Annotated in this window: 12 protein-coding genes; 4 read left to right on the forward strand and 8 right to left on the reverse strand. The window is 42.7% G+C overall.

Going from position 1 to position 16,028, the window contains the following annotated elements; translation table 11 throughout:
* Positions 1 to 18: 18 nt before the first annotated feature.
* The 3 genes from F988_RS04970 to F988_RS04980 all read right to left on the reverse strand — a co-directional run bounded on the left by F988_RS04970 (position 19) and on the right by F988_RS04980 (position 3,049).
* Entirely contained in the window at positions 19 to 1,020 is a 1,002-nt protein-coding gene (locus tag F988_RS04970) for a CobW family GTP-binding protein (RefSeq protein ID WP_010589166.1), read from the reverse strand.
* Between the two features lie 186 nt (positions 1,021 to 1,206).
* A complete protein-coding gene (gene ypfJ / locus F988_RS04975; protein ID WP_004681493.1) occupies positions 1,207 to 2,094 on the reverse strand; it encodes a KPN_02809 family neutral zinc metallopeptidase in 888 nt (295 codons plus the stop codon).
* A 31-nt stretch (positions 2,095 to 2,125) separates the two neighbouring features.
* The gene (locus F988_RS04980) at positions 2,126 to 3,049 is read right to left on the reverse strand and encodes a DUF808 domain-containing protein (protein WP_004681494.1); all 924 of its coding nucleotides are present in this window, start codon (positions 3,047 to 3,049) and stop codon (positions 2,126 to 2,128) included.
* 457 nt (positions 3,050 to 3,506) lie between these two features.
* On the opposite strand from F988_RS04980, the gene trpS reads away from it, so the two are divergent.
* From trpS to F988_RS05000, 4 genes are all read left to right on the forward strand, one after another.
* A complete protein-coding gene (trpS, locus tag F988_RS04985) occupies positions 3,507 to 4,520 on the forward strand; it encodes a tryptophan--tRNA ligase (protein WP_004681495.1) in 1,014 nt (337 codons plus the stop codon).
* Positions 4,521 to 4,940: 420 nt separating this feature from the next.
* The gene (locus tag F988_RS04990; protein WP_004674921.1) at positions 4,941 to 5,141 is read left to right on the forward strand and encodes a dodecin family protein; all 201 of its coding nucleotides are present in this window, start codon (positions 4,941 to 4,943) and stop codon (positions 5,139 to 5,141) included.
* A 238-nt stretch (positions 5,142 to 5,379) separates the two neighbouring features.
* The gene (locus tag F988_RS04995) at positions 5,380 to 6,024 is read left to right on the forward strand and encodes a YqiJ family protein (RefSeq protein WP_004681496.1); all 645 of its coding nucleotides are present in this window, start codon (positions 5,380 to 5,382) and stop codon (positions 6,022 to 6,024) included.
* Positions 6,025 to 6,054: 30 nt separating this feature from the next.
* Positions 6,055 to 7,770 (forward strand): flotillin family protein, encoded by a 1,716-nt coding sequence (locus F988_RS05000; protein ID WP_004681498.1) that lies wholly within the window; start codon positions 6,055 to 6,057, stop codon positions 7,768 to 7,770.
* Between the two features lie 91 nt (positions 7,771 to 7,861).
* Here F988_RS05000 and sucD read toward each other — a convergent pair whose 3' ends face one another.
* The 5 genes from sucD to F988_RS05025 all read right to left on the reverse strand — a co-directional run bounded on the left by sucD (position 7,862) and on the right by F988_RS05025 (position 15,610).
* Positions 7,862 to 8,752 carry a succinate--CoA ligase subunit alpha gene (gene sucD / locus F988_RS05005; RefSeq protein WP_004681499.1) on the reverse strand — a complete coding sequence of 297 codons (891 nt, stop codon included), beginning with the start codon at positions 8,750 to 8,752 and terminating at the stop codon, positions 7,862 to 7,864.
* Between the two features lie 14 nt (positions 8,753 to 8,766).
* Entirely contained in the window at positions 8,767 to 9,933 is a 1,167-nt protein-coding gene (gene sucC / locus F988_RS05010; RefSeq protein ID WP_004681500.1) for an ADP-forming succinate--CoA ligase subunit beta, read from the reverse strand.
* Positions 9,934 to 10,069: 136 nt separating this feature from the next.
* Positions 10,070 to 11,503, reverse strand: coding sequence for a dihydrolipoyl dehydrogenase (gene lpdA, locus F988_RS05015; RefSeq protein ID WP_004681502.1), 1,434 nt, complete (start codon positions 11,501 to 11,503; stop codon positions 10,070 to 10,072).
* 58 nt (positions 11,504 to 11,561) lie between these two features.
* Positions 11,562 to 12,770 carry a 2-oxoglutarate dehydrogenase complex dihydrolipoyllysine-residue succinyltransferase gene (odhB, locus tag F988_RS05020; protein WP_004681503.1) on the reverse strand — a complete coding sequence of 403 codons (1,209 nt, stop codon included), beginning with the start codon at positions 12,768 to 12,770 and terminating at the stop codon, positions 11,562 to 11,564.
* Entirely contained in the window at positions 12,770 to 15,610 is a 2,841-nt protein-coding gene (locus F988_RS05025; RefSeq protein WP_004681504.1) for a 2-oxoglutarate dehydrogenase E1 component, read from the reverse strand. Before F988_RS05025 ends, odhB begins: the two co-directional genes overlap by 1 nt.
* Positions 15,611 to 16,028: the final 418 nt, after the last annotated feature.

Genomic DNA, 16,028 nt, shown 5'->3' on the forward strand with positions numbered 1-16,028 from the left:
GCCAATTTGACCCACTGCTTATCCATCTCTATTGATACGACACGCCAAGAACTGCGTTTCAAATGCCAACCAATCCTGCTGGGATTGGGTAATGATTTCTATTCGGTTATCAATACTTTCTTCCGCCGACTTATAGTTAAACTGTTGAGGATTAAAATTAAAGCTTTTCCAGCCCTGATCGGTATTAAAAATTCCCTTGATACGCACCCAGTCTTGCTGGGCACACAACAGGTCTAATAAATCATAAAAATTAAACTGCCAGCGCTTTGGTAATTTCCAACCTGCCACGGTATAGCCCTGGACAGTCTCGACATAATGATAAGGCAGTTGCTTGATTTCCTGTTCCTGAACGGCGGCCTGTGTTTTTTGCAACTTTAATAAGGGCTGAATTTTACGTTGGACAGGCTGTTGGGCAATATCAATTTTTTCAAGCTCGACCTGCCCCTGCTCAGTCTCAAACCAATGTTGCACATAGGTCTGGTATTCCTGTTTTAATGCCCGATAAGCTTGGTGGTCAGCCTCATTCATCAAATCAATGTGTGAGATGACCACGATTTGTGCCGCTTTCAACTGATCGGTATATAAGTTCTGCTGCACCCAGTCTTGGTCATGCAAACGGCTGCCATCCACAACCACCACCAAGGCCCGCATCGCCAGACTGCTTTGCCAATGGGGTTCTGTCAGTTGTTCCAGCAATTGTGCGGGATGCCCTAAACCTGTGGGTTCTATAAATAGTCGGTCTGGTTTGCTTTCACTTAAAAGACGTGCAAGCGCAATTTGCATGGGTAACTGACTACTACAGCATAAACAACCACCCAGCAACTCCTTGACAGCATAGCCCTGTTGTTGACTAATTAATTGCTGGTCAACACCGATTTGACCAAATTCATTCATCAATACCGCCCACACCTCATATTCAGGCTTTTGGTTCAGTAAATGTTGCAGTAGCGTGGTTTTACCCGCCCCTAAAAAGCCAGAAATAATATGGGTTGGAACGGGTTGAGGTGCAATAAATTTCACAGTGTCTGACAGGTGCAAAAGATTTATTCTAACGGCAAAGTTGCCCATCAAAAAGTAACTTTAGAGATTTTATGGTGATTTACCATAAAACAAACACATCAACACACTTACCTAAAGTCTATAACAATGACCCAAACCCATTCATTCACAATTTATATTTTCAAATAAGGATGAAATACCTTTAAGTTACTTAAAGGTATCACACTGATTGATATCACCCGATTTCAGTCCCAACTGAAACCAATGCATACGCTGCTCACTGGTACCATGTGTGAAACTATCAGGGACAACCTGTCCTGTGGCACGTTTCTGCAAATAATCATCACCAATCTTTTGGGCAGCATCCATCGCTTCCTCGATATCACCCTGCTCTAGAAATTGTGTACGCTGCTGGTTCTGATGTGCCCAGATTCCTGCAAAACAATCCGCCTGCAATTCCAAACGTACTGAAAGCTGATTGCCCTGTGTCTGACTCATTTGTGAACGTGCCTGCTGCACCTGAGAGGAAATGCCCAATAGATTTTGAATATGATGACCGACCTCATGTGCAATCACATACGCCTGAGCAAAGTCACCCGCCTGATCCTGACGGGAAAGTTCTGTTTGGTTCTGTTCCCCAGAGATACCCATTTGCTGACGCATCTCTTTAAAGAATGAGGTATCAATATAGACTTTTTGGTCTGTTGGACAATAAAACGGCCCCATTGCCGCTTGAGCCGTGCCACAACCAGAACGCACCACTCCATTAAACAGCACCAATCTTGGTGGTTTATAGGACATGCCCAACTGTTGAAAGATAGGAGTCCAGGTATCTTCTGTGTCTGCCAGAATGGTTCCGACAAAATCACTGGCTTCTTTCTGGTCGCCAGTCAGGCTTTGTGGCGCACTGCCCTGTGAGGATTGCGCACTAGTCACAGCCTGGGTCGCCTGATAAGCCTGTTGGGGGTCAACCCCAAAAAACTTCCATGCAATAAAAGCAACAATAAGCCCCAGTATACTAATTCCGCCTGCTTTTGCCCCGCCACCACGACGGTCTTCAACATTGGTACTGATTCGACGACCTTTCCAGCGCATAGTGACCTCACATGATTATATTGTCCAAGATTTAAGCCGAAGCCTTTGACCACACTTTTTGAATCAATCCAACAATGATGAGTACAATGGCACCTGCAACCAGACCAATACCCAAATTAATCAAGGTAGGTGTCAATGCGCCAATAACTGAACCAATGCTTGGAATCAGTTCCAAATGGTCTACCGTTTCTTCAGTAAAATGATGCAGCAATGGAATAGTATGGCTAATAATGCCACCACCAACCAAGAACATTGCGACCGTCCCAACAATGGAGAGTGTTTTCATCAACACAGGGGCAAAGGCCAGCAAACCACGCCCAATCTTATTTTTAAATTCAGATGCCTGTTGTGTTAAATATAAACCGAGATCATCAATCTTGACGATCATGGCAACAAAGCCATACACGCCAATGGTCATGACAATCGCAATAACGCTTAATACAGTCACTTTAGTCATAAATGTTGCTGTTGCAACGGTACCTAACGAAATTACCACAATTTCAGCGGATAAAATAAAATCGGTACGAATCGCACCTTTCACTTTTTCTTTTTCAAACTTGACCAGATCAACTTCAACCTGTTGCAGGTTTTCACTCGCCTCTTCGGCTGTCTTGGCTTTTTTGTGGTGCAGCATATGCACAACTTTTTCTACACCCTCATAACAGAGGAATAGGCCACCAATCATCAGCAAGGGATTAATCAACCACGGCGCAACCACGCTGATTAAAAGTGCCAGTGGAACCAGAATCAACTTATTCACAAAAGAGCCTTTGGCGACACTCCAGACCACTGGCAATTCACGGTCAGAACGCACACCACTCACTTGCTGGGCATTCAGCGCAAGGTCATCCCCCAATACACCAGCAGTTTTTTTGGCTGCCATTTTGCTCATCACGGCAACATCATCTAAAACTGTCGCAATATCATCCAGCAGTAATAATAAACCACTCGCCATTTTTATGTCCTAGTTTGTATTTATACGGCTATTGTAAAGTGGATTAAAGCCATTTTTATATTGATATATTGAAAATTCTTTGCGTATTTTTTGTAGGCATGTTTTACAGAGACTAGGGTCTGTTGACATTTCACAGATGCTTGCGACAGAGGACATTTTTTAGATGGTACAAGGCATGGCTTACGAAATTTAGCTATCCTAAATGAGTAAGGCATAACGCAGTAGCGGCAAAAAATGCCCCTGTCCCGTAGGGTTATGGCTAAAACTTCCATAAACTGCGTTATGAAACTTGACAAGGGGGTCGCCATTGCCTGCGTTTCATGCCTTGTTTATGTTGTTTTAGCCTATAACGCAAGACATGGCTGAAATGGCAACAGACCCTACCCCTATTCCTGCAATATACCGTACAATATGCTGCATTAAATATTTATCAAATGACTGAATCTTGGAACATATCATGAGCAATGCTGATCAACGTCCAATAATTTTGACAGGCGACCGCCCTACTGGACAACTTCATCTTGGACACTTTGTCGGTTCATTACGCTCTCGTGTAGGCCTACAGGACAGCCATCATCAGCATCTTTTACTAGCCGATGCACAGGCCCTGACGGACAATGCCGATAATCCAGATAAAGTTCGCAACAATATCCTACAAGTAGCACTCGATTATCTGGCGGTGGGGATTGACCCAAGCAAAACAACCATTTGTGTGCAATCCTGTTTACCTGCCCTGAACGAACTCACCATGCTTTACCTTAACTTTGTCACTGTGGCACGTCTGGAACGCAATCCAACCATCAAGTCAGAAATCCAGATGCGTGGTTTTGAACGTGACATTCCAGCAGGGTTCCTATGCTATCCAGTGGCTCAGGCGGCAGACATCACCGCATTCAAGGCAACTGTGGTGCCTGTGGGTGAAGACCAGATTCCAATGATTGAACAAACCAATGAAATCGTGCGCCGTATCAACCGTCAAATCGGACAGGATTTATTACCTGAATGTAAGGCGTTGTTATCCAATATGGGACGTTTGCCAGGTTTTGATGGCAAGGCCAAAATGTCTAAGTCATTGGGCAACACCATTGTCTTAAATGCTTCAGATAAAGACATTAAAAAAGCCGTCAATGCGATGTACACCGACCCGAATCACCTGCGCATTGAAGACCCGGGTCAGGTTGAAGGCAACGTGGTATTTACTTATTTAGACGCCTTCGATACCAACAAAGAAGAACTTGAAGAACTAAAAGCACATTACCGTCGTGGTGGTTTGGGCGATGGTACGGTGAAAAAGCGTTTGGAAGGCATTTTAAAAGAATTGATTGGCCCAATTCGTGAACGTCGTGAAGAATTGGCTAAAGATCCTGATTATATTATGGATATTTTGAAACAAGGCACTAAAAAATGCAGAGATATCACACAACAAACCTTAGATGAAGTAAAAGCGGGCTTGGGTTTATTTAAATTTTAATTTACGTTACTTTTACCACAAAAAAGCCCATATTTCTGGGTTTTTTTAATTAACTCATGGATTTAAGTCTAATTTAAGAACTACCCAATAAAAGTTATAACTAACAATTTTCGTCACTTATTAACATCTATTAACAGTAGTTAACATGAATACCTATGAACTTGGTTAAGTTTTTTTATATGATGACTATGTAGATTAGAAAAAACTAATCTTATGATATTTCTCCTTTTCATCGGAACTGTTTTACAGATTCGTAGTTCTACGCAATGATCACCCCAATCATTGCGTTTTTTTTATGCCTATTTCTCGATTGTGAAAACATGTAAGTTTTTAGCAATAAAAAGTTAATTATAGCGGTCTAGCTGATTTTTTGATCTATGATAATTTTTCAATAACTACCACACACTGAGAGAGATTATTATGTCCATTGCTAAAGTCGTCGAAGTCAATTCTAGCAGCAACAAAAGCTTTGAAGATGCAATTCAAACTGGGATTGCCAAAGTCACTGAAACGGTCAAAAATGTTCAAGGTGCTTGGATTAACGAGCAGAAAGTAGTGATCAAAGACAATAAAATTACTGAATATCGCGTGAATTTAAAAATTAGTTTCCTTGTTGAATAAAAAGATTTTATCTTTTAAAAATCCCCGTTTGGGGATTTTTTTATAGTGACAATGTCGACAATATTTGATCATCCAAAATGATCAAACAGATTATAAAATCATCTTTTATTCATCTGCCAGAGCATAGCAATCAGAACGATTTAAGTTGAAATTCACCCCCATTCGCTTTACTCTTATAACTGTTTTATTTTTATAAAAATTTTATTTATTATCTCAAAAAGATATAAGAGTAATGCAAATGATATGGGACTTATTAATCCATCCATCAAATATTGTTTTTAGTATTGCTTTAATGCTTTGCCTGTTTATTGGCGTACTTGAATTCATCTTGCTGCTGTTTGGTGGTAGCTCAAGTTTTCTCGAACAGTTTTTACCAGATAGCCTCACCGATGTAGACCATGCCGATGTCGGAGTGGATCATCCAGAGAATCTCTTTACCCAGTTGTTGGAATGGCTGTATTTAGGCAAGGTCCCCTTACTGATCTGGCTCATTATTTTCTTAATTGTATATGCATTAACAGGCCTGATCATTCAGGATATCTTCTTCCACCTAACCGAACATTACCTGTCTGCATGGATTATTGCACCTGCCTGTGTGTTTCTGTGTATGCCCATCGTGCGTATCAGTGCTGCGCTCATCGCCAGGATTATTCCCAAAGATGAAACCACGGTTATTTATAGTGAAGACTTGATCGGCAGGACAGCCCAAATCATTTTAGGGGATGCCAAACCCAACTCCCCTGCACAGGCCAAAGTGAAAGACCAGTTTGGTCAAACCCATTATGTTTTGGTTGAACCAGAACTCGACATTGTTTTTCAGCAAGGACAAGAGGTTATTTTGACGCAGAGAACCAAGATTGGTTTTCAGGCAATTTCGGTTTAATTTTTATATTGATGATACGAGGGCATTTAAATGTTTAATTCAGCATTGACTGAAATTTTAATTATTACAGGTGTTATTTTTGCGGCACTGATTTTTATAGGGATTATTATTGCTCGCCTGTACACACGTTCCAGCAAGGAAGTGTCTTTTGTGCGTACAGGTTTTGGTGGGGAGAAAGTGATTTTAAATGGCGGGGCAATCGTTCTGCCTGTATTGCATGAAATTATTCCTGTAAACATGAACACCTTGCGTCTGGAAGTCAAACGTGCTGCTGATCAGGCACTGATTACCCGTGACCGTATGCGGGTGGATGTCATGGCTGAGTTTTATGTTCGGGTAAAACCAACAGGTGAATCCATTGCAACTGCGGCACAAACGCTAGGTCGTAAAACCATGTCGCCTCAGGAATTGAAAGACTTGGTTGAAGGCAAATTTGTTGATTCCCTACGTGCCGTTGCCGCTGAAATGGCGATGGAAGAACTGCATGAAAAGCGTGTTGATTTCGTACAGAAAGTTCAACAGGTGGTATCAGAAGATTTGTCTAAAAATGGTTTAGAGCTTGAAACCGTTTCATTGACTGGTTTAGATCAAACCAGCTTTAAGTTCTTTAACCCACAAAATGCCTTTGATGCTGAAGGTTTAACCAAGTTGACCGAAACCATTGAAGATCGCCGTAAAAAGCGTAACGACATTGAGCAGGATGCTGACCTGGCGATTCGTGCAAAAAATCTGCAAGCTGAACAGGCAAGGCTACAAATTTCTCGTGAAGAGGAATATGCCAAGCTCCAACAGGAACGTGAAATCTCAATTCGTAAAGCGGAACAAAGTGCTGAAATTGCAGCGCAGGAAGCAGCTAAAAAGCGTGAAGCAGAAGAAGCCCGTATTGCTGCTGAACGTGAAGTTGAAATCAAACGTATTGCTTCGGCTCGTGATGTGGAAAATGAAAATATCCAGAAAGCTCAGCTCATTCAAAAAGCGCAGGTTGAGCAGAAGAAAACCATTGAACTTGCAGAGCAGGATCGTGCCATTGCTATTGCAGAAAAGTCCCGTGCCGAATCAGAAGCCAAAGCCCAAGCAGATAAAGCCCGCGCCGAAGCAGTAAAAGCCGAGGAAGAAGTTGTGACTGTGCGTGAAACACAACGTGCGGAACGTCAAAAAGCGGTTGAACTGGTTGCTGCTAAACAAACCGCTGAAAAAGAAGCAATTGCCATTACCGTTGCTGCCGATGCAGGTAAAAAAGCGGCTGCTGATGAAGCCGAGGCAATACGAATTGGTGCAGAAGCCGAGGCTGAAAAAGTACGTTTAAAAGCCAAAGGTGAAGCGGATGCCAAAATCCTGCTTGCTCAGGCATTGGAGAAACAATATCAAGTCGATGCAGAGGGTGCTCGGGCAGTGAATGAAGCAGCCAATACCCTTTCTGCTGAACAGGTGGAAATGCAAATTCGTTTAGCCTTGCTCAAACACTTACCTGAAATTATCCGTGAAAGCGTTAAACCAATGGAAAATATTGATGACATCAAGATTTTACAGGTCAATGGTTTAAATGGTTTAAATGGTTTTGCAGGTGGTTCTGTATCAGGTGAAACAGTTGAAAACACCCAAACCTCTTTGTCTGATCAGGTTGTGAATAGCGCCCTACGCTATCGTTCACAAGCCCCTTTGATTGATAGCTTAATGAGTGAACTTGGCTTACAAGGTGGTGATATTAATGGTTTAACTCAAGGATTGAAACCAAAAGCGGAGTAAGTGTTTAATATCCTCAAACTGAGACTTATTAAATGACAATAAAAAACCCTGATGTTTTCATCAGGGTTCTTTAAAGATTAAAATCAACGAATTACGCCAAACCTTTCTCTTTCAAAACTTGTAGCATGGTTGAACCAAGCTCTGCAGGGCTACGCGTGTAAGCCATACCTGCTTTTTCAAATGCAGCGAATTTCTCTTCTGCTGTACCTTTACCACCAGAAATGATCGCACCTGCGTGACCCATACGCTTACCTTTAGGTGCAGTTACACCAGCGATGTAACCTACAACAGGCTTAGTCACGTTAGATTTGATGAATTCAGCAGCTTCTTCTTCCGCTGTACCACCGATCTCACCGATCATGATGATTGCATCAGTATCTGGATCGTCCTGAAACAATTGAAGCGCTTCAATCTGGTTCATACCTGGGATTGGGTCACCACCGATACCGATACAAGTAGATTGACCTAAACCAAGCTTGGTTGTTTGAGCAACAGCTTCATAAGTCAATGTACCTGAACGTGAGATGATACCAATACGACCTGGTTGGTGGATATGGCCAGGCATAATACCAATCTTACATTCACCTGGAGTGATCACGCCTGGACAGTTAGGACCAACTAAACGCGTACCGTTACCGTTAGTTTCTAAGTAACGTTTAGCTTTAAGCATGTCGATGGTTGGAACACCTTCAGTGATCACAACAATTAAGCCAACACCTGAATCAACCGCTTCAACGATCGAATCTAAAACGAATGGAGCTGGTACATAGATAACAGATGCATCTGCATTTGTTTCACGTACAGCTTCTTTCATTGTGTTGAATACTGGTAGGTCAAGGTGAGTCGTACCGCCTTTCCCTGGAGTAACACCACCCACAACTTTTGTACCGTAGTCTAAAGCTTGCGCAGAGTGGAAAGTACCGTTTTTGCCCGTAAAACCCTGTACCAATACTTTAGTGTCTTTATTAATTAATACGCTCATGATTGATACTCCCCTTACGCCTTAACTGCAGCTACAACTTTTTCTGCGGCATCAGATAGGCCGTTCGCAGAAATTAATTTCAAACCAGATTCATCAAGTAATTTCGCACCCAACTCAGCGTTGTTCCCTTCTAAACGAACAACAACGGGTACAGTGACATTTACTTCTTGAACCGCTGCAATAATTGCTTCAGCAATCATGTCACAACGTACGATACCACCGAAAATGTTGATTAAAACACCTTGAACAGACGTATCAGCAAGGATGATTTTGAACGCTTCGATTACGCGCTCTTTGGTTGCACCACCACCAACGTCAAGGAAGTTTGCAGGCTGACCACCATAAAGTTTGATGATATCCATCGTTGCCATTGCAAGACCCGCACCATTCACCATACAACCGATGTTACCTTCTAAAGCAACATAGTTAAGGTCAAATTCAGATGCTTTTAATTCACGCTCATTCTCTTGCGATTTGTCACGTAAAGCAGCAACTTCTGGTAAACGGTAAAGCGCATTAGAGTCGATACCAACTTTTGCATCTACACATAAAATCTCGCCATTTTCACGAACTGAAAGTGGGTTGATTTCAAATAATGCAAAATCATTTTCAACAAATGCCTGGTAAGCAGCTGTCATGATTTTTACAAATTGACCGATTTGCTTGTCTTTCAAACCTAAAGCAAACGCAACTTCACGTGCTTGGAATGGTTGTAAGCCAACGAGTGGATCAACTTCAACCTTGATAATTTTTTCAGGCGTTTCTTCTGCAACTTTCTCGATTTCTACACCACCTTCGGTAGAAGCCATGAAAGTGATACGACGGCTAGAACGGTCTACAACCGCACCTAAGTAAAGCTCACGCTCAACTGGGTATACATCTTCAGCCACAATAATGCTGTTAACAGGTTGACCATTTGCATCTGTTTGATACGTTACAAGACGAGTGCCAATGATGTTGTTTGCAAATTCGATTACATCTTCTTTAGATTTCGCAACTTTAACGCCGCCAGCCTTACCACGGCCACCTGCATGAACCTGTGCTTTCATTACAGCGAATTTACCACCAAGCTGTTCAAACGCAGCAACGGCTTCATCTGCATTTGTTGCCAAAATACCTTCTTGTACTGGCATGCCATATTTTTTTAATAACGCTTTAGCTTGATACTCATGTAAGTTCATTTAGTTACCTACTATGTTGTTTATTGTGGTACAGCCTAAATATTCTTAAAACCAGACTGCTACATATTGAGTAAATGATTGCCTTATAAAACCAATCACCATCATTTAAAAAAGTGTGGCGAACCACACTTTTTGTTTACTTACGCTTACGTTGAATCGCGTGGATTGCACGACCATCAACAGCAAGCGCCGCTTCATGTACAACTTCTGAGAATGTTGGATGACCGAAAGTCATCAATTGCAAGTCTTCCACAGAAGAAACAAACTCAAGCGCAATCATGCCTTGGTGTGCGATCTCAGATGCATTAGGACCCACAACGTGCATACCTAAAAGACGGTCTGTTTTCGCATCAGCAACGAATTTCACAAAACCAGCCGTATCACCAGCTGCCAATGCACGACCATTCACCGCAAACGGGAATTGGCCTGCTTTCACTTCATGGCCTTTTTCTTTGGCTTGCTCTTCAGTTAAGCCTACCCAAGCTGCTTCTGGATGGGTATAGATTATGCTGATGATGGTGTCATAGTTCACTTGAGCAGCATGACCGTGGATACGTTCCACTGCCATGACGCCCTCTTCCATTGCCTTATGTGCAAGCATTGGACCGCGTACCAAGTCACCAATCGCATAAACACCTTCAACAGAAGTTGCACACCAATCGTTTACTTCAACTAAGCCACGTTCAGTCAGTTTAATACCGCAATCATCTGCCAATAAACCTTCAGCATAAGCACGACGACCTACACAAACGATCAATTTATCGAAAGTTTGTTCTTTGTCTTCACCGCCTTGGGTATATTTAACAGTCACTTCACGACCATTAACATCAGTACCTGAAACTTTCGCACCGAAACGAATATCTAAACCCTGTTTTTTCAAGATTTTTTGATATTCTTTCGCCAATGCTTTGTCCGCCATTGGTAAGAACGCATCTAATGCTTCAAACACAACAACTTCTGAACCCAGACGGCGCCATACTGAACCCAACTCTAAACCGATAACACCTGCACCAATGACACCAAGACGTTTAGGAACTTCTGGGAATTTTAATGCACCAGTCGAATCAACAATTAAGTCTTCATCAACTGGAGCGACTGGAATATTGACAGGTACAGAACCCGTTGCAAGGATCACGTACTTCGGTTCTAAAACCTGTACTTCACCTTCAAACGGTGTGAATTCTACTTTTTTACCTGCAAGTAATTTACCAGTACCTTGTAACCACTCGATACCATTACCTTTCAGTAATTGAGCAACACCACCCGTCAATTGATCTACAACTTTATCTTTATGTGCCAACAAAGTGTCTAGATCAAATTTAACTTCACCTGTGGTGATACCATGTTCAGCAAGTTCGTGAACGGTTGCTTCATAGCGGTGGGAAGAGTCAAGCAGTGCTTTAGATGGGATACAACCCACATTTAGACAGGTACCACCTAAAGATGGCTTACCGTTGTGGATACGTTTTTCGATACAAGCGACTTTAAAACCAAGTTGTGCAGCACGGATCGCTGCCTCATAACCGCCAGGTCCACCGCCAATAACAACAAGATCAAACTGTTGAGACATTTTTATCTCCAAAGTCCCATATAAAGGATCACTTTATATGGGAGATATATTTCTAATATTAAAGATCAAGAATGAGTTTAGCTGGTTCTTCTAACAATTCTTTGATTGTTACCAAGAAACCGACAGCTTCTTTACCATCGATTAAACGGTGGTCATAAGAAAGCGCTAAATACATCATTGGCAAGATTTCAACTTGACCATTCACCGCCATAGGACGTTCCTGGATTTTATGCATACCCAAAATCGCAGTTTGTGGCTGGTTTAAAATAGGAGTTGAAAGCAATGAACCGAATGTACCACCATTGGTAATCGTGAATGTACCACCAGTCATTTCTTCAATTGACAACTTGCCTTCACGTGCTTTCGCAGCATATGCAGCAATGCCATTCTCAACTTCGGCATAGTTCATACGGTCAGTATCACGGAGAATTGGCACAACCAGACCACGGTCAGAAGAAACCGCTACACCAATGTCATAGAAACCGTGATAAACGATATCATCACCATCAATCGATGCATTAACCGCTGGATAACGTTTTAACGCTTCAGTGGCAGCCTTAACAAAGAAAGACATAAAGCCTAAACGCGCACCATGACGCTTTTCAAAAGCATCTTTATATTGCTTACGCATTTCCATGATTGGCTTCATGTTCACTTCGTTGAACGTTGTCAACATTGCAGTCTGTTGTGTAGCTGCCAATAAACGCTCAGCAACACGCTTACGTAAACGAGTCATAGGAACACGTTTCTCGATACGCTCGCCGACAGCAACGCTTAATGGTTGAACTGATGCAGCAGGTTTAGCCTGATGGCTGGCAACATCTTCTTTCGTGATGCGACCACCACGACCTGTACCCTGTACATCAGCCGCATTGATGCCTGTTTCAGACAATGCCTTACGCACAGCAGGAGCCTGATCCTGCACGGGAACTACTGGTGCCGCACCTGCTTGAGTATTTTCAACAGCCTGCTGCACTTGAGCAGGCGCTGCACTTTGCACTGCCTGAGTATCGGCAGCACCAGAAACAGCACCCGCCTCAAACTGTGCGATCACTTCATCAGATAAAACAGTGTCGCCTTCATTTTTGATGATTGCAACTAAACTACCGTCAGCTGGAGCAACCACTTCTAAAACAACTTTATCGGTTTCAATGTCACAGATCACTTCATCACGTGATACAGATTCACCTACTTTCTTGTGCCAGGTTGCGATCGTACCGTCAGCAACTGACTCTGGAAATACCGGTGCTTTAATTTCGGTTGCCATTATTGAGAATCTCCTGATTGTTCAGCTTCAATTGCTAGTGCGTCATTGACGAGCTGAGCTTGTTGTTTTGCATGCAAGTATGGTGAGCCACAGGCAGGTGCGGCAGATGCTTCACGGCCTGCATAGCTAATGCGAATTTGTTTACCAGATTTAAGAACATCTTCGTATAGACGAGGAACGATAAATAACCAGGCGCCCTGATTCTTCGGTTCTTCCTGCGCCCAGACAAGTTCCTGGATGTTTGGATACTGAGCCATGACTTCAGCTAAACGCTGTTCTGGATATGGATACAACTGTTCGATACGAACAATCGCAATATGATCCAAACCAAGCTCACGACGTTTTTCCAGTAAATCGTAATAAACCTTACCGCCACAAAGGACTAAACGCGTCACATCAGCTTTATTGATGTTATCAATTTCATCAATCACAGTCTGGAATGAACCATTTGCCAACTCATCTAAAGTCGAGGTTGCAAGCTTATGACGCAACAATGATTTTGGTGACATGACAATCAAGGGCTTACGAATTGGACGAACCGCCTGACGGCGTAGCGCATGGAAAATCTGTGCTGGTGTTGTTGGTGTCATCACCTGCATGTTGTCTTCAGCACATAGCTGTAAGAAACGCTCTAGACGTGCAGATGAATGCTCTGGTCCCTGACCTTCATAACCGTGTGGCAACAACATAGTGAGACCACATACTCGCTCCCACTTGGTTTCACCCGAAGCGATAAACTGGTCGATCACCACCTGTGCACAGTTTGCGAAGTCACCAAACTGGGCTTCCCAAACAATCAGGCTTTTCGGCAATGTGGTTGAATAGCCATATTCAAATGCAAGCACCGCTTCTTCTGACAATAAAGAATCATAAACAGCAATACGCGGTTGATTCTCCTTGACATGACATAATGGAATATAAACTGAACCATCTGCCTGATTATGCAGTTTGGCATGACGATGTGAGAACGTACCACGTCCCACATCTTCACCTGTGATACGCACAAGGAAGCCATCATCCAGCAAGGTTGCGTATGCCAGTGTCTCAGCAGCTCCCCAGTTGAGTGGCATTTCACCCGTTTGCATTTTCATCCGATCATCAATGACTTTCTGAACCTGACGCTGCAATACAAAACCCTCAGGCAAAGTATTTAAGGTTTTTCCAAGTTCTTTTAAGCGGTCAATATTGACACTGGTATCCCAGACATCGGTATATTCATGACCCAGATATGGAGACCAGTCCACAAACATCTTCTTGTTCGGCTTAGTCACCAATGCGTTCGCCACATGATTGCCTGCTTCAAGGTCAGCGCGGTAATCCTCAACCATTCTGTCTGCACTTGCACGATCAAGAATTTGCTGTTGAACCAGCTGATCAGCGTAAAGTGTACGCGTGGTGGCTTTTTTATTAATGATCTGATACATCAATGGCTGTGTTGCGGATGGTTCATCCGCTTCATTATGACCACGGCGACGATAACAGAACAGATCAATGACAACATCTTTACGGAACTCATGACGGAAATCATGGGCGATTTGAGTCGCAAAAATTACAGCTTCAGGATCATCCCCATTGACATGGAAGATCGGTGCCTGAATCATTTTTGCAACATCGGTACAGTATTCGGTAGAACGGGCATCACGTGGATCAGAAGTGGTAAAACCAACCTGATTGTTCACAATAATATGAACAGTACCACCAACCGTATAGCCACGAGTCTGTGACATCTGGAAAGTTTCCATGTTCACACCCTGACCTGCAAACGCCGCATCACCATGAACAATCAATGGTAAAACATCATCACCACCGATATCCTTACGGCGAACCTGACGCGCACGCACCGAACCTTCAACCACAGGTCCCACAATCTCAAGGTGCGATGGGTTAAATGCCAGCGCCAAATGCACTTCACCACCTGGTGTCATTACATTTGAAGAGAAGCCCTGATGATACTTCACATCGCCAGAACCTTTTTTGTGCAGGCTTTTGCCTTCAAACTCACCAAAAAGGTCGGCAGGGTTTTTACCCATAATGTTGACAAGCAGGTTAAGACGACCACGGTGTGGCATCCCGATCACAACTTCTTTACAGCCTACACTACCTGCACGCTGAATGATTTCGTTGACCATTGGAATAAAGGACTCACCGCCTTCAACACCAAAACGCTTCGCGCCAACAAACTTATTACCCAGATACTTTTCCAGACCTTCAGCAGCCGTCAAACGCTCCAGAAAGCCTTTTTTCTGATCAGGGCTGAAGTTGAATTTACCGCGCGCACCCTCTAAACGTTGCTGAATCCAGCGTTTTTCCTTAGTGTCAACAATGTGCATATACTCTGCACCAATTGATCCACAGTAGATAGCCTCCATTGCCTCAACCATTTCAGCCAATGTCGCTTCTGCCTTGCCAATCGCGAGGTTGCCTGTATTAAATACAGTATCTAAATCAGATTTAGTTAAACCATGTGCAGATAAATCAAGATCTGGAACTTCTTCACGTTTCGCAAGACCTAATGGATCAAGTTTGGCTTTTTGATGACCACGGTTGCGGTAAGCAGCAATCAGTTGTAATACACCAATTTGACGACGCTCATGTTCTGTACTTACAGTGCTTTGTACAACAGGTTGAACTCGGTTTGAATTACGACCCAAAAGGAGGAATTGCTCGCGCACACTACCGTGTGGTTGATCACCTTTAGGGTATTTATCGAAATATTCACGCCAATCCTCTGACACTGAGGTTGGAGAAGTTAGGTACTGTTCGTAAAGCTCTTCAATATACGCTGCACTATCAGCGGAAAGTTCAGTGTCAAGACGCAGTGCGTCAGCAACTTCTTGCATTTTTGGACCCATTTCCTATTGCAAAAAATAATACAGGTTGCCTTTTAAGCACACCCATGATTCATAGCGTCAAATTGGTAACAAGACACTACTACCCAAGATCATCAAACCTTGAGACATTATTACTACACATCAGGAGTATTCCCTTTGATGTAACAAATGAGCCATGCACTTTCAATTCAAAGCACATAACTCATCCTTATACTCGATAAAATCGAGCAATTTTTTGCAAATCATTTTAGAAAAATTAAATAATTCTTTAACTTTTCTAAATTGACTTTTTTAAAGTAATCTGCATAAATTCATGGAATGTTACTTTTAGATAACATCAGGAATATGCTTATTTTTTGCTTTCATTTACTGGGTGAAATCCTATCATGTAATCAAGTCTGAATTGATTTTTTTGACACATACCATT

Source organism: Acinetobacter parvus DSM 16617 = CIP 108168, assembly GCF_000368025.1.
GTDB classification, from domain to species: domain Bacteria; phylum Pseudomonadota; class Gammaproteobacteria; order Pseudomonadales; family Moraxellaceae; genus Acinetobacter; species Acinetobacter parvus.

Excerpts from the sequence above, each read along its gene's own strand:
- ypfJ (WP_004681493.1), bottom strand. The coding sequence starts at position 2,094 with ATGCGCTGGAAAGGTCGTCGAATCAGTACCAATGTTGAAGACCGTCGT.
- F988_RS04980 (WP_004681494.1), bottom strand. The coding sequence starts at position 3,049 with ATGGCGAGTGGTTTATTATTACTGCTGGATGATATTGCGACAGTTTTA.
- trpS (WP_004681495.1), top strand. The coding sequence starts at position 3,507 with ATGAGCAATGCTGATCAACGTCCAATAATTTTGACAGGCGACCGCCCT.
- F988_RS04990 (WP_004674921.1), top strand. The coding sequence starts at position 4,941 with ATGTCCATTGCTAAAGTCGTCGAAGTCAATTCTAGCAGCAACAAAAGC.
- F988_RS04995 (WP_004681496.1), top strand. The coding sequence starts at position 5,380 with ATGATATGGGACTTATTAATCCATCCATCAAATATTGTTTTTAGTATT.
- F988_RS05000 (WP_004681498.1), top strand. The coding sequence starts at position 6,055 with ATGTTTAATTCAGCATTGACTGAAATTTTAATTATTACAGGTGTTATT.
- sucD (WP_004681499.1), bottom strand. The coding sequence starts at position 8,752 with ATGAGCGTATTAATTAATAAAGACACTAAAGTATTGGTACAGGGTTTT.
- sucC (WP_004681500.1), bottom strand. The coding sequence starts at position 9,933 with ATGAACTTACATGAGTATCAAGCTAAAGCGTTATTAAAAAAATATGGC.
- lpdA (WP_004681502.1), bottom strand. The coding sequence starts at position 11,503 with ATGTCTCAACAGTTTGATCTTGTTGTTATTGGCGGTGGACCTGGCGGT.
- odhB (WP_004681503.1), bottom strand. The coding sequence starts at position 12,770 with ATGGCAACCGAAATTAAAGCACCGGTATTTCCAGAGTCAGTTGCTGAC.
- F988_RS05025 (WP_004681504.1), bottom strand. The coding sequence starts at position 15,610 with ATGCAAGAAGTTGCTGACGCACTGCGTCTTGACACTGAACTTTCCGCT.